Below are 17,558 nucleotides of genomic sequence, written 5' to 3' on the forward strand. Positions count from 1 at the left end.
GAAAGATGTCTCACAAGTTCAAGATCGGGCAGAATGTCCGGCAGCTCGGGACCACCTACGCTGGCAACAAGAGTAGCGTCGTCGATGGTCTTTTCGAGGTGGTTCGACTCATGCCAGACGATCGATCCGGTGAGCCTTGCTACCGGATCAGGTCGGCGGCCTGCGAGCGGGCTGCCCGGGAGGGCGAACTCACGCTCGCGTCACTGGACTGATGTTGGATTACGGTGGCCCGACACGTCCATGATCCGCGTGAAATCCAGGCACGAAGCATAAACCACGTCGTTACGTAGCTGCTCTCAACGGTTTAGCGCGTCGAAGGCCTGCACGTGCTGGCGCAACACAAGCCGCAGGCTCACGATGTCGAGATCGTGTGGCTTGCAGTCGGTGATTACTATTATCTCCCGCAGCGCCTTGAACACTTCCGGACGGGCATAGATCGAAGCGTGACGCTTCGCGTACCAGCCGCACCGCTTGTACCCCTCGGGGCCGGCAGGCTCGTCGGCCGAGCGATCCGCCGCAACGGTGCCCCGTTGTGCTTGACGTGTTGCCCGGACCGGAGCGAACGCCCGGCATTAGCCGCTGCCAGCTGCCACGCCCCTTCGGACTCCTGCGCGTCCGCGAGCGCGGCCGGTTCGACTGTGCGTTGGACGATCCGAGCAACAGCGCGATCCGTTTTTCCCTCGACGCCGATGCGTCCCTGTCTGTCGATCGGCCGGAGCGCCCGCCCCCCTTCAGGCGCGCTGCCGTGATCCAGGCGGGGGAACTGCGCACCGGGCAGGTCTGCATGTCCGAGCCATTGCGAGCGCCGATCTCAGCGCCCTCCCCCGATGGCTCCGATTTGCTGCGGGTCTAAGTGGATCGCCAAGCCGTCCGGGCGCTCCTCGATCCAAGCGCGGCCGTCCCCGCGAGTGATCTCCAGACCCGCGTGCCCGGATCGCCGAAGCGCTGCCGCGAAGCCTGCGACGATCAGCGCCCGGTCGCGCCATCCGGCCAGGATGTCGGGCAGGGTCGCAACGGCGCGTCGGGGATCCACCGTCATCAGCGGCCGCCTCTGGGCGGCCAGTCGACCGTGCGCCCGTTTGATCCCACGCCACGCATGCGGAGGGCCGCCGACCAGGTGTAGGAGGCGAGACCGGTCGAGGCGTTGGCTCGGCGGGTGTTCTTGGACCGCGCCTACTCGGCCCACTCGCCGGCGCGACCGGCGAAAGCCTGCAGGCCCACCGGTGATGGTAGGGTGAATTTTCTGTTCAAGGCTGAGTATCCTCGGCGAGTGGTTCGCCCTCGTCGATCGCCTGGACAATCTGCTTCCGCACGAGCTTCAGCGCCGCCTGCACCGGATCGGCCCAATCAGGCCGCTGAGCCTTCTGAATGGCCTCAGCCGGAACGACCACGAAGAACCGCGTCCGCCCCTTCGATCGAGCATGCCAAAAGCCACGGACCTCGATGCCATCCGGGACCGGACGCGCCTTGACGATGAAGTCCTGCCCGGCGTGTGAAAAGGGGAGGCGCGGCGGCGTCGATGGCATGCTGTCTTCTGGTGTCCGATAATCTCTACTCGTCGGTCCTTAGGACATCACCCGGGAACTGCCAACGGGACCGCCCGTAACGTGGTCATAGGGCAACGTTTTTGGATGTGCACGTCTCGGCGGTCATGGACCCACCCGCTGCGTCGCGATCGGGACTTGCACTTGGTCGAGACCCGATTCGTTTGGCCGTGCGAGGGGCTGTTATCGACCCAACTCGGCTGTTCCTCCGGTTATCGGCGCGTCTCGCAAGCGGTCATTCGTTGGCGGTCCGGCAACTTCGGCTCAGGGTAGAGGCTGTGTGACAACGCGCTCCCCGCGCGGCTCGTGGTGAGCGCGACGACAAACCTGACGAGCGGACTATGATGATGGCGCCCCGCCTTTTGTCCCAAACCGAGTTCTCAGCCTGCTTCACCGCTCCGATGCGGAACGTGACGGCAACCGCCGAGGCAGTTGTCGATGTCTGGTTGTATACCGAATCGATCGCGTTGCCGCTGGGACCTGTCACGGAGCTTCTCGACGTCACCGACGTCTATCGCGATGCAGCCGACCGGTTCGATCAGGTGCTGATCGGTACAAACGTCGACAACCTCTTACTTGTCGTCATCGTGGATAACTTGCGCCACATCGTACACGGTCATTATTTTCTTGATTTAGTAGACGCGTACGGCCTGACCCGAACCTGAAAGCCAAGCGTTGGCTCAGTTCCGCATATCACACAGCCTGCACGCCGAGCAGCATCGGCGGCCGGTGCTGGCCGAAAGCGAAACGACTGCTTTGGGCCGATCCAAGCGAGGCTGAGGACCATCCCATGGACGAAAGACTTCGTGGGACATCGCCCGGCAGCGATCACGCTCTGTCGAGGAACAGGGAATAGGGTAAGCTCTCCATCACGTTAAGGCGTCACATTTCGTGAGGGCGATGTGAAGGCGGTGGCCCGCAGGCTGAGGACAAGACACTGCGTTTTGGAGCAACCCCGGGTGAAAGGGGTCGGCGTGCGCATCAACGTCGCGCTTCTCCGAAGCCGACCTGCGGGTGCCGGCTCGATCGAGCTGGCAGCCCTGCTTCCGTTCAACCCGTCGTCGGCCGTGACGGGACGATCAAACCGGACCTTCAGGACTTGGACACCCTCGCCCACCGCGGGGATACTTCGCTCGACCGTCGGCCACAGCGCGGTGCAAACGGATAGCGATGCTCAGCGGACCTTTCGCGAAACAACGGCCCGGCACGTGCGTGCTCGATTGTTAATCCGCGCCATTCGCGGATCGGCGAAAATTCTGTCGCCGGCTGCCCCCGCGACAGGAAACCGAGAACAATCCGTATTGATCATCTAAGACTTATTGCCTTTGCAGCTTGACGGCTCGTCCTGTTTCGAAGAGATCCTCATCGCATAGTGCCACGACGAAGGGCACACGGCGCAAACGCTCGTTGGGAGAGGAAACGATGGTCTTCGCAGGTCGCACGGCTGCCGCCGTGCTCTTGTTCACGCTCGCGGCGGTGCCAGCGCACGCTGCAGACCCCATCAAGATCGGGCTGAGCGGCCCTTATACCGGGGGCTCGTCTTCGATGGGCGTCTCGATGCGCGATGGCGCCAAGCTCGCGGCTGCCGAGATCAACAAGGCCGGCGGCGTGCTCGGCCGCCCGATCCAGCTCATCGAGCGCGATGACGAGGCCAAGAACGAGGTCGGCGCCCAGGTCGCGCAGGAGTTGATCAACAAGGAGAAGGTCGTCGCGAGCGTCGGCTTCATCAACACCGGTGTGGCGCTCGCCGCCCAGCGCTTCTACCAGGAGGCCGAGATCCCGGTCTTCAACAACGTCGCCACCGGGACGATCATCACCAACCAGTTCAAGGAGCCGGATTACGAGGCGAACTACGTCTTCCGGAACTCCGCCTACGACGTGCTCCAGGCCGGCCTGATGGTCGACGAGGCCCTGGCCCAGAACCACAAGAAGATCGCGATCCTCGCCGACTCGACCAATTACGGCCAGCTCGGGCGCGAGGACATCGAGAAGTACGCCGCCACCAAGAACGTGAAGCCGGTGGTGGTCGAGAAATTCAACATCAAGGACGTCGACATGACGGCCCAGCTGCTCAAGGCGCAGCAGGCCGGCGCCGACGTGATCCTCGCCTACGGGATCGGACCGGAACTGGCCCAGATCACCAACGGCATGGCCAAGCTCGGCTGGAAGGTGCCGATGATCACCAGCTGGCCGGCCTCGATGCAGAGCTTCATCGATATCGCCGGCGCGAACGGCAACGGCGTGATCATGCCGCAGACCTTCATCGAGGATCAGACCCTGCCGAAGCGCAAGGCGTTCCTGGAGAACTACTACAAGACCTACGGCGTCACGAAGATTCCGACCCCCGTGGCCGGCGCTCAGGCCTACGACTCGATCTACCTCCTCGCGGCGGCGATCAAGCAGGCCGGCGGCACCGATGGTCCGAAGATCCGCGCTGCCCTCGAGAACCTGAACGAGAAGGTCGAGGGCGTGGTCACCACTTACGACAAGCCGTTCACCGCCAAGGACCACAACGCGATCTCGCGCAACATGGTCGTGTTCGGGAAGGTGCAGGACGGCAAGATCGTCTACGACAAGGCCGAGGACGCCAAGAACGCCGGCGTCGTCCGCCTCAAGGAAAAATCCTCGAACTGAGGACGCTCACGGTCGCGCGCGATCGCGCGCGCGGCCGTTCCCCGTGAATCCGGCGGCGTCCCGAGGCCGCCCGCACGACACCCAGCCGTCGCGCGGCGCCCGCCTGCGCGATCGGACGCTCCTCCGGTGACAGTAGATCCATGGAAATCCTGCTCCAGCTCATCGCCTCCGGCGTCGCGGTCGGCATGATCTACGCCGCCATCGCGTTCGGCTATCAGCTCACCTTCGCGACCTCGAAGACCCTCAATTTCGGCCAGGGCGAGGCGCTGGCGCTCGGGGCGCTGTTCGGCCTGACCCTGGTGCCGTTCCTGGGCTACTGGCTGATGATCCCGCTGGTTCTGGTCTTCGGCTTCGCCCTCGGGGCGGTGGTCGAGCGCCTCGGCGTGCGCCCGGCCGTGAAGATCAAGTCCGAGTACGGGTGGATCATGGCCACCATCGCGCTCGGCATCATCTTCAAGAACGTCGCCGAGAACGTCTGGGGCCGGGACGACCTGAAGTTCCCCTCCCCGCTGCCCGAGACCGCCCTGCAGGTCGGCGGCGTGCGCATCCTGCCGATGGAACTGCTGATCGTCGCAGGCGCGCTGCTGATGATGCTGGCGGTCGAAATCTTCAATCGCAAGTCGATCTGGGGCAAGGCGGTCGTCGCCACCTCCAACGATATCGACGCCGCCGGCCTGATGGGCATCAACACCCAGAAGGTGATCACCCTGTCGTACTCGATCAGCGCCATGACGGCCGCCTTCGCGGGCGTGCTGGTGGCGCCCGTGACGCTGACCGGCGCCACGATGGGCTCCGTCCTGGCGCTGAAGGCCTTCGCAGTGGCGATCATCGGCGGCCTGGAATCCGGCCTCGGCGTCATCGTCGGCGGCCTGATCCTCGGCGTCGCGGAGACGCTGACCGGCTTCTACATCTCGACCGGCTACAAGGATGTGCCGGGCCTGATCCTGCTCCTCGTCGTCCTCTCCATCCGCCCGGTCGGCCTGTTCGGCAAGGCCGTCATCAAGAAGGTCTGACCGTGACCGCCCGCGCAACCCTCACGGCAGCCTGAGCCATGGCGCAGACCCTCGCCCCCGCCGAAGCGCCCGCTCAAGCGGCCGCCCCGAGCCTGTCCCGCCACATGGGCGTCCTCGGCGCCGTGCTGCTGGTCGTCGGCCTCGCCGCCTTCCCGCACGTGGTCACGAGCTCGTATTACATCCATTTGATGGTGGTGATCGCCATCTACGCGATCCTGATCCTCGGGCTCGACATCGTGGTCGGCTATACCGGGCAGGTCAGCCTCGGCCATGCCGGCCTGTTCGGCGTCGGCGCCTACGCGGCGGCGGTGCTGTTCCTGCATTTCAAGCTCGGGGTGTGGTGGGGCATCCTGGCCGGGATCGGCGTGACCTCGGCCTTCGGCGTGCTGCTCGCGGTGCCGGCGTTGCGGGTGACGGGCCCCTACCTCGCCATGGTGACGCTGGCCTTCGGCACCATCGTGCAGATCTTCATCAACGAACTGACGCCGCTGACCAACGGCCCGCTCGGCATCACCCTGCCGCCGGCCCGCGTCCTCGATTTCTCGCTGCTGGGCCTCCAGGCGCCCTGGGGCGCGGCCGGGCGCAAGCTCGAATTCTACTATCTCGTCTGCGCCGCGCTGCTGGTGACCATCGTGGTCGTCAACCGGGTGGTGCGCTCGCCCTACGGCCGCGCCTTCGAGGCGCTGCGCGACTCGCCGATCGCCTGCGACTGCATGGGCGTCAGCGTCTACCGCTACAAGGTCTACGCCTTCGTGATCTCGGCGGCCCTGGCGGGCCTCGCGGGCGCGCTGTTCGCGTGGTCGGAGCGCTACGTGGCGCCCAATTCGTACGGGTTCGAACTCACTGTGCTGTTCCTGCTCGCGGTCACCATGGGCGGTCGCAAGTCGCGGGCGGGGCCGCTGATCGGCTCGGCGATCATCGTGATGATGCCGAACGTGCTGGCCGATATCGGGCTGGTGCGGATCATGGCGGGGATCATCGCGCTCGCCGCCCTGGTGGTGGGCGTCCTCGCCGTCCTGCGCCGCCGGGAGGACCGCTACGCCCTGCTGATCCCGGTCGGGCTCTGCCTCGCCTTCTTCCCCGCGACGCTGCTGCTCGAATCCGTCACCGATTATCGCCTGTCGGTGTTCGGGCTGATGATCCTGTTCGTGGTCTATTACCTGCCGGACGGGATCGTCGGCTTCCTCCGCGAAAAGATCCCGGCGCTGCGCCCGGCCCACACCGCCGAGGGCAAGAGCCTCCACGCCGAGGGCGCGGCGCTCAGCGTCCAGAGCGGCGACCGGGGCGCCGATCCGCTGCTGACGGTCGATCAGGCCCTGATGCAGTTCGGCGGTCTCAAGGCCCTGGCCGGCGTCGACCTCGCGGTGCGGCCGGGCACGATTCACGGGCTGATCGGCCCCAACGGCTCCGGCAAGAGCACGATGATGAACGTGCTCACCGGCATCTACCGGCCGACGAGCGGCACCGTCACCCTGGCCCGCGGCCACGGCACGCAGCGCCTCGACGGGCGCACGCCCTCCGAGATCGCCGCCGCCGGCATCGCCCGCACCTTCCAGAACGTTCAGCTCTTCCGGGAGATGACCGCGCTGGAGAACGTGCTGGTCGGGCTGCACCACAGCTTCCGCGGTACCCTGTTCGACGCGATCCTCGGCACGCCGCGCCGCCGCCGGGAGGAGCGCGAGCAGCGCGCCCGCGCCATGGCGATCCTCGACTTCGTGGGCTTGAGCGCCCTGGCGCAGGTGGAGGCCCGCAACCTGCCTTACGGCAAGCAGCGGCTCCTGGAGATCGGGCGGGCGTTGGCCCTCGATCCGGTGCTGCTGCTGCTCGACGAGCCCGCCGCCGGCCTCACCGCCCCCGACATCGCCGAGCTGACGGCGATCATCCGCAAGATCCGCGACGCCGGCATCACGGTGATCCTGATCGAGCACCACATGGATGTGGTCATGGGCCTGTGCGACCGCGTCAGCGTCCTCGATTTCGGCCACAAGATCGCCGAGGGCAGCGCCCGCGAGGTGCAGGCGGACCCGAAGGTGATCGAGGCCTATCTCGGCAGCCCGGTCGCCGACGAGGAGACGGCCCATGCTTGAGGTCACGGGACTTTCGGCCGGCTATGGCCAGGTCGAGGTGCTGCACGGGCTCGATTTCACGGTGCCCAAGGGTCAGGTCGTCGCGCTGATCGGCTCCAACGGGGCCGGCAAGACCACCACGATGCGCGCCCTGTCGGGCATGATCCACCCGCGGGCCGGCTCCATTCGCTTGAACGGGCGCGAGATCGGCGGCCTCGAAAGCCACGACGTCGCCCGGTTCGGCCTCGCGCATTCGCCGGAAGGCCGGCGGGTGTTTCCGACGCTCTCGGTCGAGGACAACCTGACGCTCGGCGCCTTCCCGCGCCTGACCGGCTCGCGCCCGAAGGGCGACGTCGCGGCCGACCGCGAGCGGGCCTTCGAGATGTTCCCCCGCCTGAAGGAGCGGCGCACGCAGCTCGCCGGCACCCTGTCGGGTGGCGAGCAGCAGATGCTGGCCATGGGCCGGGCCCTGATGCTGCGGCCCGAGATCCTGCTGCTCGACGAGCCCTCGATGGGGCTCGCCCCCAAGCTCGTGGAGGAGGTCTTCCGGATCATCCGGCTGCTCAAGGCCGAGCAGGTCACGATGCTGCTCGTCGAGCAGTTCGCTATGGCGGCGCTTGGCGTCGCCGACCACGCCTACGTGCTGGAGAACGGCCGGATCCGCTTCCAGGGCCCGGCGCAGCAGATGCGCAACGATCCGGCGGTGCGGGCGGCCTATCTCGGCGGCACGCATTGAAGCGCTCGCTGCCGAAGTCGATACCCGGTTTGGCGCAAGAGGCTGCGTCACAACAGGAGCTTAGAACCGTGTCCGACCGCAGCGCGATCAGACACGGTTCTAACTGTTGGATACTGTCAGTGCTAGAAGCGGACCGCCGCTGGATCGATTTGGCTTGGTGATCGACGATCGCTACTTCGCGCGCCACGATGATGATTGCTATGTAGTGCTCTGACGCATTCACTTCGTTCATGCGAATGAGCGCTAGTTCTTTGGTTTTGCATCAATTTTTCCGGACCCGGCTGACGCCTCCGTCTGGATCGATGCACTAGCGCCTATGGGGCTCTGCCCCGCTGTTCATCAGCCATGATTTGTCGGTGGTCGAGCACATGTCGGACCTCGTATCGGTCATGCATGGCGGCCGGATCGTCGTGACCGTCGAGCGCCACGCGTTCTAGCGCTCGTCCGCGCATCCCTACACGCGCCTGCTGTTCGCCCCCTCCCATCCCGCGGGCACCGGCGGAGCGACGCGGTTTCACCGTCCCGGGCCGGCGCCACATGGGATCCGCCCTGTCCCTCAGCCCCGCGCACCGGGTGTCATTTCCAGGCACGCTGCCCCCTGGCGATGCCGAACGGAAACTCCGCAGTTGCGCCCGATCGGCCCGGGGCATCAGGTCGCTTGCCACGTGATGTAACGGAGTGCCGCGGTTTCAAGCCCCGTGCTTCGGCTTCGTCCGCAAAAGCATCAGGAGCAGCGAGCGGCTCCAGCATCACCGCTGGGTCGTCGAGCGCCCCCCGGCGTGGTTCAACTGCTTCCGCCCCCTGCCCGTCCGCCACAAACAATGTGCCGGCCTCTACAAAGCCTTCACCAGCCTCGCCGCAAGCCTCATCACCCGCAACCAGATCAGACGGCTCTGTTCAATGCTCAGAGATGGACCTGCACTAAACCGGTGCGGCAGGTTGAAGTTTGCCAGCCGTTATCATCCATGTCGCAGACGATCGCCCGCTCAATTCTTCATAGTCACCCCACGTTTCATCGAACGCTCACGAACCGACCACGGGCCTGCTCTGACTCGAGAGCGGGTGCGACGGCGATGTCTGCCTCTGTCGGCTCGCGCGCGAAGGCTGCCCGTCCGGATCCAGCGATGTGAGACACGCACGTTGGTCTCGGAATGGCCGAGTCTGACCGATAGTGACCTGTCCGCTTCGGAGCAGGAACGCCGAAAGGCGACCGGCCCGCCCTCGACATCCTGCGATCACGACGTGTGGTCCCGCGAGATCGGAAGGCGGACGAGTCCTGGGACGGGCACCTGAGCCACGGCAAGGCAGCGGCGCAGGCGCGGTCGTCCACCATTACGCCTGTAACCGTATCGCCGATCGGCGAAACGCTGCGGTCATACGCTGAGCGCAGACCCCCCGGCAGGAGCAGAGATCGTCGTTCACCGCCGGGCACGGAACCGTGAAGCGCGGCCGAACAGAACCTGCTTTGTCGCCGTCACGGGTCCTCCATGAAAATCCTCTTTGCCGCCACGCCGGCTGCCGGCCACTTGAATCCGCTGCTGGCCATCGCACGCATGGCCTTGGCGCGCGGAGACGAGGCGCTGGTGGCCACGGCGGGGTATCTCCGCCCGTCCGTCGAAAAGTCCGGCGCCCGCTTCCTGCCCCTCGCCGCCGGCGCCGACATCGACTTCACGCGGATCGAGGACGTGTTGCCCGAACGCGCAAGTCTCCCCCCGGGCCCGGAGCAGCTCCGCTACAATTTCGAGCGGATCTTCCTCGACCCGATGCCGCCGCAGGCCGAGACGCTGCGCAGGATCATCGCGTCCGAACGTCCCGACATCATCGTCGTGGACGATCTGTTCTTCGGCGCGACGGCCCTGTTCCTGGACGAGGGGACGTCCCGGCCACCGATCGTCGCCTGCAGCATCACGATCATGGTGGCCGACAGGCCGGACGGGGCTCCGGCCATGATCGGGTTGCCGCCGGCACGCGACGAGGCCGCGCGTGCGGCATACGCGGCCATCGCGATCGAAGCCGAACGTGTCTTCGGCGCGCCGGTCCGCGCGTACGCGGATGCCAAGCTCGCCGGGATGGGCCTGCCGCCGTTGCCGTGCTCGGTGCTGCATTCGCGCCATCTCATGGCCGACGCCTTCCTTCAGACGACCGTACCGGCGTTCGAGTACGATTTCGGGGTCCTGCCCGACCACGTCCGGTTCGTCGGCGCACTGCCCCCTCCCCCGCAGCCGGACGCTGCCTTGCCAGACTGGTGGGGCGAACTCGACGGGTCCAAGCCGGTCGTACTCGTGACCCAGGGGACAGTCGCCAACGCCGATCCCGGCGAACTGATCGAGCCGACCCTGTCGGCGCTCGGCACGCGCGACGACCTGCTGGTGCTCGTCACCACCGGCTTCCGACCGATCGGGAACGTGCGCGGACCGATCCCGAAGAACGCTCGTCTCGCGGAGTTCCTCGATTTCGCGGTGCTCCTGCCGAAGGTCGACGTGCTGGTCACCAATGGCGGTTACGGGACCGTGCAGCTGGCGCTTCAAGCCGGCGTCCCGATCGTGGCGGCCGGGCGCACCGAGGACAAGGCCGAGGTCGGCGCTCGGGTGGCGTGGTCGGGCGTCGGCATCGAGATCCCGTCGCAGCGGCCGGAAGCCCGAGAGCTGCGTGCGGCGGTCGATCGGGTTTTGGCCGAGCCGGCCTTCGCCGAGCGCGCGCGGGCGATCGCGGCGGATATGGCGGCGATCGATACGCCGGCGGTGATTTTTGGAACGCTGGACCGCCTCGTCGCCGGATCCAACGCGGCCTGATCCGCCCCCAAGAGTCCCGGCAGCGCAAGCCCTCGTCTCCCGGCCTGACGGAGGCGCGTCGGCCACGCCGAGGCGACCCGCGAAGGACCGTGAGCCCGCCAGAGCCAGACCGCGGCCCGTTCGGGACCCGGCATCCCGGCGCGTGGCCTGCCCCACGAACCGATGATGCTACGATTGCCCGGGCGGCAACGGGCCGCCCCGTTTCCCTGGATGCTGACCGGAAGCGCGAGAAGGCGGCATCCGTCGGCAGTCCCCGTCGATCATCCTCCCGCACGTGCGCAGCGACGATTTCGACGCCAGCCCTCGGCCGGTGCATCTCGGCCTCAATGGCGGGTCGTCTCGACGATCAGCAACCCGCGCGTCTTGCCCGAGGTGCTGTCCCGCGTCGCGACGGCGCGCCATAGGCGCTCGGTGCCGACCAGGAACGGCCGGTCGTCGCCGTTGACGTCGCCGACGAAGACGAGGTCCGCGTCCGGCAGATATCCGAGGATCGGCGAGAAATGTCCGGCGCCGCGGCCGAAGAGGGGGCCGCGATGGAAGTTGACGATCAGCCGCGTATCGGGGTCGTTGCCGCTTTTCATCCGATCGCGGAACGCCGGCAACGTAAGATCGCGCACGACATCGACCGGGTGGTCGAGCCGCCTTCGGATCAGGTCGGCCAGTTCGTCCAGTGTGAGCCCGTTCACAAGCACGCCGAACCAGGGCTGGAACGCCGTCCCCCGCAGCACGTCGGCTTGCGAAAAGTCGACGCCAAGGGAGTGCAGAAGATTCGCCACCGTGGCCGGACCGCAGAAGCTTGGATTGCTCTGGTATTCGTAAGGCCGTCTCCGGTACGCCGCCGCCACCGGTAGGGTCCAGGCCCGCGCCAGCAGCGCAGGATCATGATAGTCCGGTTGCGTCTCGATCGACGTGACGGACGCGTCGGCGTTCGGCCTGAGGAGACGCGGACCGACGCTGGCCGCGCCGGCCAATCCGGCCAGAAGAACGGCCGACCCGAGGAAGGCGACCAGACGGCGCTTCCGGACCCGGCCTCGACGAACCTGTTCGGCCATCATGCGGATGAATCCCGGTCCCGTTGAGAGTGCGCCCGGCCGCTACGGGGCCAACGCGATGGCGAACAGGCGCAGGACGACACGCGCGCCGCGCACGGGCTGAACGGCGACGATCCGCGCCTCGCTCGACGTCGCAGACCGCACCACGGCTTCCGAGGCGATGCAGTCGCAGTCCGTCGTGCGGGTCATCTGCTCCAGGCGGCGGGCCACGTTGACGGTATCGCCCACCGCGGTGAACTCGACGCGCTCCGCCCCGATTGTGCCGACGAAAACCGGGCCGCGGTGAAGGCCGACCCCGATGCGGACCGGCGGCAGACCCGTCCGCACCCGCTCTCGACTCCAGGCCAGCATCGTGGCGGCCAGGGAGCGGGCCGCCACGACGGCGCGATCCGTATCGTCGGGGGCCGCGCGCGGCACGCCGAAGACGGCCATGACCTCGTCGCCGACGAATTTGTCGACGAGGCCGCCCGCCGCCTCGATCGCCCGCGCAGCGCGTCGGCGGAATTCGGCGAGGAACGCCGCGACTTCGCCCGGCGGTAGCGTTTCACAAAGTCCGGTGAAGTCGCGGATGTCGGCGAACAGCACCGTCGCCTCCTGCTCCCAGCCGGCGCGCAGGGTGACGGCGTCGGTTTCGGCCACCAACCGGGCGACCGCCGGCGCCGCCAGTCGCGCGAGGTTGTCCCGGTGTCGGGTCACGATCCGCGCTGCGGAGCGCAGGTGTCGCACCTGTAGCGCGAGCGACGTGAGGGCGAGCCCGGCGAGGCCGAGGGTGATGGGTTCCGACCCGGTCGCGGTTGCGAATCCCATCAGCAACGGCGCCGGCGCCGCAGCGAGGACCGCGTTGCCACAGGCTGCGGCTGCGCGGCGGCGGACAGCCTGGGCCAGCTCGGCCGCACGGTGCGGCCGGCCGAGCCAGGACGCCGGGTCCGCCCCCGCGGCGCTGACGTCGGGGAGGCGTATCGCCGACATCAGCAGCCCGAGCAGATGCGGTTGATGATGCGTTGCGCCCGGAGGTGCTCGCGCTCGACCGTGGGCGAGCGGAGGTCCCGGATCGTCCGGTACGGGGGCGGGAGCGACCGTGCGGTGGGGTTCGGCACGTCGGGCTGTGCGAAGCGCGGGACCGGTTGCGACCGCACGGCGTTCGGGACCGCGAGGATCAAGAGAAGGGCTCCCGCCGCCGCGCCTGCAAGAGTTCTTGTCAGCCTTGAAATCATGATCGTCTGCTCCGGTGCTTGGAGCTTCAGTGTTGAATTTCAGGAATTGCGACGTGATTTCGGAAAACCGGAAATCTATGACAGCCGACATGTCGATGACTGGTCCGATTGCTCGTGGCGTCGGCCGGAAATCCGATTTCCGGTCGAAGGCAACCTGCACATCTTCGAGGGTCACCCGGCCCAGCGGGCCGGGTGCCGTCGGGCGCTCCGTGGAACGGCGGCCCGTTCACGGCGGCTCCCTAGTGCATCGATCCAGACGGAGGCGTCAGCCGAGGCTGGAAAATTGATGCAAAATCAAAGAAGTAGTGCTCACTCGCATGAACGAAGTGAATGCGTCAGAGCACTGGGTTGATCCAGTGCCCGATCAGGCGGCAACCTGCAGCGGACCGATGCGCCGGATGCCGCTGTGGCCGTGGAGGACCGGCATCGCGCTCGTCAGGCGCAGGTTTGGCGCGAGGCGCATCAGGGCGGCCAGCCCTTCCTCCAGCTCGATCCGGGCCAGGGCCTCGCCGATGCACCGGTGTGCGCCGCCGCCGAAGATCGGATGCAGGCGCGGGAGGTCGGTCCGGCGGATGTCGAACGTGTCCGGGTCCTTGAAGGCCGCCGCGTCCCGCAGCGCCGACAGCGTCGAGAGCATGATCAGGCTTCCGGCCGGCACGACGGTTCCGTCGAGGTCGATCGCCTCCCGGGCGACCCGCCCCGCGGAGCCGACGCTCGGCTCGTAGCGGAGGGATTCCGCCACGGCGGCCGGGATCAGACCCGGATCGCGGGTCACCGCCGCCCATTGGTCCGGATGCTGCAGCAGCAGCGCCGCCTGCATGGCGCCGGCGACCCGGGTCGTGTCGGTGCCGCCGATGATCATCTGAACGAGTTGGACGGTCACCTCCTCGGGGGTGAGATCGCCCGCCGCCTCGGCCTCCGCGAGGAAGCGCGACAGGAAATCGTCCTGCGGTGCCGACCGGCGCGCCTCGAGGATCGCGCGCACGTAATCCTGGAGCGCGACCGCCGCCGCTTCGAGGTTCGGGATGTCGTCCGGTCCGAAGGTGAAGCTCAGCACCCGGGAAACTTCGTAGGCGAGTTGCGTGAAGCGGGGGATGTCCGCATGCGGCAGACCGAGGATGTCGGCGATGGTCTGGGCCGGGATCAGCGCGGCGTAACGCGCCACGAGATCCACCTCCCCGTCCCGCAGCCAGTCCCGGACGAGGCTCTCCGCGGCCGCGCGGATCCGCGGGCGCAGGCCTTCGATCATCCGGGCCCCGAAGGTCCGGGTGAAGGGCGAGCGGCGCCGCCGATGGGCCGCACCGTTGGCGGTGAGCATCCCGTGCGCGAAGATGTCGAAGAGCCTGCCCTCCGGTATCCCGCGCGTCTCGGGGTAGAGCGTCTCGGTCGCCTGCATGCGCGGATCGCGCATCAGCCGATCGACGTCCCCCGCCCGGAGGACGACGAAGCCCGCGACCTCGTGGCCGACCACCGGCAGCCGGGGCCGCCAGGTCCGGAACACCCCGTGCGGATCGGCCTCCAGTTCGGCCACCGTCAGCGTCGGGATGTGTCCGGGCGGCTCGAGCGAACCGGCCTGCCGCGTCCGATCTTCGGGTCCATCCATCGCCATGGCCTCGCTGCTGCTGTGCGCGAGGAGCCTCGAAGGCGGGGGCTACACGATCATGTCGGACGTGGCGCCGATGGTTACCATTATAACATGCGGCCCGCCGGGGCGTCCGATGCGTGCGCAACGACACGTCGGGCGCGCAGCGCATGCGCGCGTCGAATGTCCTGAAATCGCGCCGTAACCTGTCCGATCGAAAACGACTCCGCTTCACGGGAGAGATCCTCATGCGGACAGAGCCGGCGGACCACGACATCTTCGAGACGTTGCTGCGGCGCACGATCACCGAATCCGTGATCACGGGCCTCGATCACGGGATCTCCGGCGCGACGGACCTCGTCACGCGCCTGCGGCACTACGCACGTCGGGCGCACCAGGAGGAGCTGAGCCCCCAGACCCTCCAGGTCATCGCGTCGGCGCGGCGCCTCCTTGGGGACCGGCCGGGAACGCGGCTCGCATCGTGACACAGCCTTGCGGTGCCGGGCGGCCCCCGTCCTGGAGGCCGCCCCGGACACACGCATCACGCCGCGGGACGGCGTGGCCGCTTATTCGGCCCCGGCCTTCAGGCCCACGGCCAGGAACCGCTCGATCATCGCGTCGACCTGATCGGCCACCTCGAGCGTGTTGAAATGTCCCGCGAGCAGCGTCTTGGCGGTGACGAGTTGCGGGCAGAGCTCGCGCAGCCGGTCGAGATTCCGCGCCGCCTCGACCAGGGGTACGTCCGCCGAGATGTACGCCATGGGGATCCGGCAGGCGCGCGCGGCCGGGACGGGATCGTGGTGCAGCACGATGCTCCGCAGCGCCGCGCAGGCCACGTGCTGCGGCGTCCGCTCGGCCGGGCCGCGGATGAACGTGTCGAAGAGCGCCTGCCGCCGTGCCGGATGGTCGTAATCGCACCCGATCGCCCAGGCCATGTCGCGCACGACACGCCGGTAGTCCGGGCCGCCCACGCCCGCCAGCAGACCTTCGATCTCGGCGCTGCCCGCCCCGTCGGGCGACGGCAGGACGATCGTGTCGATCATCACGAGGCCGGCGGCGAGGTCGGGATGGCGGCCGCACAGCTCCAGGGCCACGGCGCCGCCGAGGCTGTGACCGATGACGACCGGCTCGGCCAAGTCCAGGGTCCGGCACTGCCACGCGATGTCGTCGGCGAAGCCCTCCATCGTGTAGTCCCCCTCGGGCGCGTCGCTGGCGCCGTGGCCGCGCAGGTTGACCGCCACCACGCGGCGCGTCCGCGCGAAATGCGCGATCTGCGGGGTGAAGATGCCGTGATCGCCGGTCCAGCCGTTGATCAGGAGGAGCGGGTGCCCCTGGGGCCTGGTGGGGCCAGCCTCGATATGGGCGAGCCGGGTGCCGTCGCGGGTCAGGTGGACGGGCGGCCACGGGGGTGGGTCGAAGATCATACGGGTTCTCCGTGTCGTTGGGAGGGAAAGCGGGACGAGGACGGACGGGCGGCCGGGCGCACGAGGCCGGCGAAGGCCGCGATCGCCGCGAGGCAGCCGCCGAGCATCACGGCGGCCATCGACAGGGCGGAGCGCCCGTCGAAGAGCCGGGCGACGAGATCGCTGGCGATGGCCGCCCCGATCATCTGCAGGCAGAACACGATGGCGCCGGCGGTGCCGGCGGCCTCGGGGGCCGCCTCCGTCGCGCCGTGGATGGCGTTCGGCGAGACGAGGCCGAAGGCGAGACCCATGCCGGCCATCGCGGCGATCACCGGCACCCCTGAGGGCGTGAAGACCAGTGCATCGACGAGGAGCATCGCCGCCAGGAGTGTCGCCCCGGCGAGCCCAGCGCCGATCACCCGGTGGGAATTGATGCCCCGGGCGGCGAGGCGGCCGTTCAGGGCGGCGCCGGCCATCACCGACAGGGAACTCGACCCGAAGAGGAGCCCGTAGGCCGACGGGCTGAACCCAAGGGCGCCGACGAACACCAGCGCGGAGCCTGTGATGTAGGCGAAGACCGCACCCGCCGCCGCGGCGTTGCACAGGGCGTGGCCGAGGAAGCCCCGGTTCGCCAGGATTTTTCGATAGGCGCGCAGAATTCCGGACGGAGCGGGGCCGGGGGCACAGGGCAGGGTTTCTGCCACCCTTGGCATCGCCGCCAGGATCGTGAGGGCCGCTGCGAGCGGCGCGGCGTGGATCAGGCGCCAGCCGCCGACATCCATCAGGCCGGCCCCCAGCGTCGGGGCCACCATCGGCACGACGTTGACGATCAGGACGACGAACGACATCCGGGCACGCGCCGCCTCGCCGGCGAACAGGTCGCGCACCATCGCGAAGACCGCCATGCCGGGACCGGCCGCACCGATCCCCTGGACGGCGCGGGACAGCAGGATCTGTGGCAGCGTCCGTGACGCGGCGCAGCCGAGGCTGCCCCCGATCAGGAGGAGGCAGCCGCAGACGATCGCGGGCCGGCGCCCGAGCCGATCCGAGACCGGCCCGTAGACCAGGAGCGCGGCACCGAGCCCGAGCAGGTAGACGGCCATGGCCGCGCCCATTGCGGCGGTCGGGACGTGCAGTGCGGCCGCCGTCTCCGACAGGCTCGGCAGGATCATGTCGATCCCGAAGGTCGGGAGCGCTGCGAGCAGCCCGAGCAGCGCCGAGAAGGCCCGTGACTCGGGGTGGATGCGGGGCCGCGCCGGCATGGCGGTCCCCCTCACGCCCAGAGCCGGCCTCCGCCTCGGGATGCGGCATCCCGGTGCGCGGCGACCATGGCGGCGATCTCGCGGACGAGCCCGCCCGCGTTGAGATCGGCCTGAACGGCGGCACCGAGGGTCCCGGCGGCCGTGCGGAAGCCCGGTTCCACCAGGAGCCGGCGGACCGCCGCCGCGATCGCGTCCGCGCTCGCCGTCGCGGGCAGGCGCAGGCCGGCGCCGCGCAACGCGATCCGGGCGGCGTTGTCGGT

General features: G+C 68.2%; 16 protein-coding genes and 2 pseudogenes. 9 read left to right on the forward strand and 9 right to left on the reverse strand.

Annotation, left to right across the window (positions count from 1 at the left end; translation table 11 throughout):
• The first annotated feature begins 5 nt into the window (after positions 1 to 5).
• Positions 6 to 212 carry a hypothetical protein gene (locus OXS49_RS27960; protein ID WP_244005824.1) on the forward strand — a complete coding sequence of 69 codons (207 nt, stop codon included), beginning with the start codon at positions 6 to 8 and terminating at the stop codon, positions 210 to 212.
• A 599-nt stretch (positions 213 to 811) separates the two neighbouring features.
• Here the strand turns inward: OXS49_RS27960 and OXS49_RS27965 are convergent.
• Both OXS49_RS27965 and OXS49_RS27970 read right to left on the reverse strand, forming a co-directional pair.
• Positions 812 to 1,039 carry a hypothetical protein gene (locus OXS49_RS27965; protein ID WP_267427940.1) on the reverse strand — a complete coding sequence of 76 codons (228 nt, stop codon included), beginning with the start codon at positions 1,037 to 1,039 and terminating at the stop codon, positions 812 to 814.
• Between the two features lie 208 nt (positions 1,040 to 1,247).
• On the reverse strand, positions 1,248 to 1,526 hold the full coding sequence (locus tag OXS49_RS27970; RefSeq protein WP_244005828.1) for a hypothetical protein: 279 nt from the start codon (positions 1,524 to 1,526) through the stop codon (positions 1,248 to 1,250).
• 359 nt (positions 1,527 to 1,885) lie between these two features.
• Between OXS49_RS27970 and OXS49_RS27975 the strand changes: the two genes are divergently transcribed.
• The 7 genes and pseudogenes from OXS49_RS27975 (at position 1,886) to OXS49_RS28005 (ending at position 10,785) form a co-directional block, all read left to right on the forward strand.
• Positions 1,886 to 2,209 carry a hypothetical protein gene (locus OXS49_RS27975; RefSeq protein ID WP_267427941.1) on the forward strand — a complete coding sequence of 108 codons (324 nt, stop codon included), beginning with the start codon at positions 1,886 to 1,888 and terminating at the stop codon, positions 2,207 to 2,209.
• A gap of 757 nt (positions 2,210 to 2,966) precedes the next feature.
• Positions 2,967 to 4,178, forward strand: a complete 1,212-nt coding sequence (locus OXS49_RS27980; protein WP_267427942.1) for an ABC transporter substrate-binding protein — start codon at positions 2,967 to 2,969, stop codon at positions 4,176 to 4,178.
• A gap of 140 nt (positions 4,179 to 4,318) precedes the next feature.
• On the forward strand, positions 4,319 to 5,191 hold the full coding sequence (locus OXS49_RS27985; RefSeq protein WP_244005833.1) for a branched-chain amino acid ABC transporter permease: 873 nt from the start codon (positions 4,319 to 4,321) through the stop codon (positions 5,189 to 5,191).
• A 38-nt stretch (positions 5,192 to 5,229) separates the two neighbouring features.
• Positions 5,230 to 7,278 (forward strand): branched-chain amino acid ABC transporter ATP-binding protein/permease, encoded by a 2,049-nt coding sequence (locus tag OXS49_RS27990; RefSeq protein WP_244005835.1) that lies wholly within the window; start codon positions 5,230 to 5,232, stop codon positions 7,276 to 7,278.
• Entirely contained in the window at positions 7,271 to 7,993 is a 723-nt protein-coding gene (locus OXS49_RS27995; protein ID WP_267427945.1) for an ABC transporter ATP-binding protein, read from the forward strand. Before OXS49_RS27990 ends, OXS49_RS27995 begins: the two co-directional genes overlap by 8 nt.
• 714 nt (positions 7,994 to 8,707) lie before the next feature.
• Positions 8,708 to 8,890 (forward strand): annotated as a pseudogene (locus OXS49_RS28000) (IS5/IS1182 family transposase); the annotation flags it as partial.
• 590 nt (positions 8,891 to 9,480) lie between these two features.
• Positions 9,481 to 10,785 (forward strand): glycosyltransferase, encoded by a 1,305-nt coding sequence (locus OXS49_RS28005; protein WP_244005839.1) that lies wholly within the window; start codon positions 9,481 to 9,483, stop codon positions 10,783 to 10,785.
• Positions 10,786 to 11,108: 323 nt separating this feature from the next.
• Here the strand turns inward: OXS49_RS28005 and OXS49_RS28010 are convergent, their stop codons facing one another.
• The 4 genes from OXS49_RS28010 to OXS49_RS28025 all read right to left on the reverse strand — a co-directional run bounded on the left by OXS49_RS28010 (position 11,109) and on the right by OXS49_RS28025 (position 14,654).
• Positions 11,109 to 11,756 carry a phytochelatin synthase family protein gene (locus OXS49_RS28010; protein ID WP_244005841.1) on the reverse strand — a complete coding sequence of 216 codons (648 nt, stop codon included), beginning with the start codon at positions 11,754 to 11,756 and terminating at the stop codon, positions 11,109 to 11,111.
• Between the two features lie 123 nt (positions 11,757 to 11,879).
• Positions 11,880 to 12,806, reverse strand: coding sequence for an adenylate/guanylate cyclase domain-containing protein (locus OXS49_RS28015; RefSeq protein ID WP_267427946.1), 927 nt, complete (start codon positions 12,804 to 12,806; stop codon positions 11,880 to 11,882).
• The gene (locus OXS49_RS28020; RefSeq protein ID WP_244005845.1) at positions 12,806 to 12,997 is read right to left on the reverse strand and encodes a hypothetical protein; all 192 of its coding nucleotides are present in this window, start codon (positions 12,995 to 12,997) and stop codon (positions 12,806 to 12,808) included. The genes OXS49_RS28015 and OXS49_RS28020 overlap by 1 nt, the downstream gene beginning before the upstream one ends.
• A gap of 418 nt (positions 12,998 to 13,415) precedes the next feature.
• On the reverse strand, positions 13,416 to 14,654 hold the full coding sequence (locus tag OXS49_RS28025) for a cytochrome P450 (protein ID WP_267427947.1): 1,239 nt from the start codon (positions 14,652 to 14,654) through the stop codon (positions 13,416 to 13,418).
• A gap of 119 nt (positions 14,655 to 14,773) precedes the next feature.
• Between OXS49_RS28025 and OXS49_RS28030 the strand changes: the two genes are divergently transcribed.
• Complete coding sequence (locus OXS49_RS28030) at positions 14,774 to 15,118, forward strand: hypothetical protein (protein ID WP_267427949.1); 345 nt, start codon at positions 14,774 to 14,776, stop codon at positions 15,116 to 15,118.
• A gap of 81 nt (positions 15,119 to 15,199) precedes the next feature.
• Here OXS49_RS28030 and OXS49_RS28035 read toward each other — a convergent pair whose 3' ends face one another.
• The 3 genes and pseudogenes from OXS49_RS28035 to OXS49_RS28045 all read right to left on the reverse strand — a co-directional run.
• Positions 15,200 to 16,057, reverse strand: coding sequence for an alpha/beta hydrolase (locus OXS49_RS28035; protein WP_267427950.1), 858 nt, complete (start codon positions 16,055 to 16,057; stop codon positions 15,200 to 15,202).
• Positions 16,054 to 17,298 carry a multidrug effflux MFS transporter gene (locus OXS49_RS28040; protein ID WP_267427951.1) on the reverse strand — a complete coding sequence of 415 codons (1,245 nt, stop codon included), beginning with the start codon at positions 17,296 to 17,298 and terminating at the stop codon, positions 16,054 to 16,056. Before OXS49_RS28040 ends, OXS49_RS28035 begins: the two co-directional genes overlap by 4 nt.
• An 11-nt stretch (positions 17,299 to 17,309) precedes the next feature.
• A pseudogene (locus OXS49_RS28045) lies at positions 17,310 to 17,558 on the reverse strand (glycosyltransferase); the annotation flags it as partial.

This window comes from Methylobacterium sp. GC_Met_2 (genome assembly GCF_026540795.1).
Classification (GTDB): domain Bacteria; phylum Pseudomonadota; class Alphaproteobacteria; order Rhizobiales; family Beijerinckiaceae; genus Methylobacterium.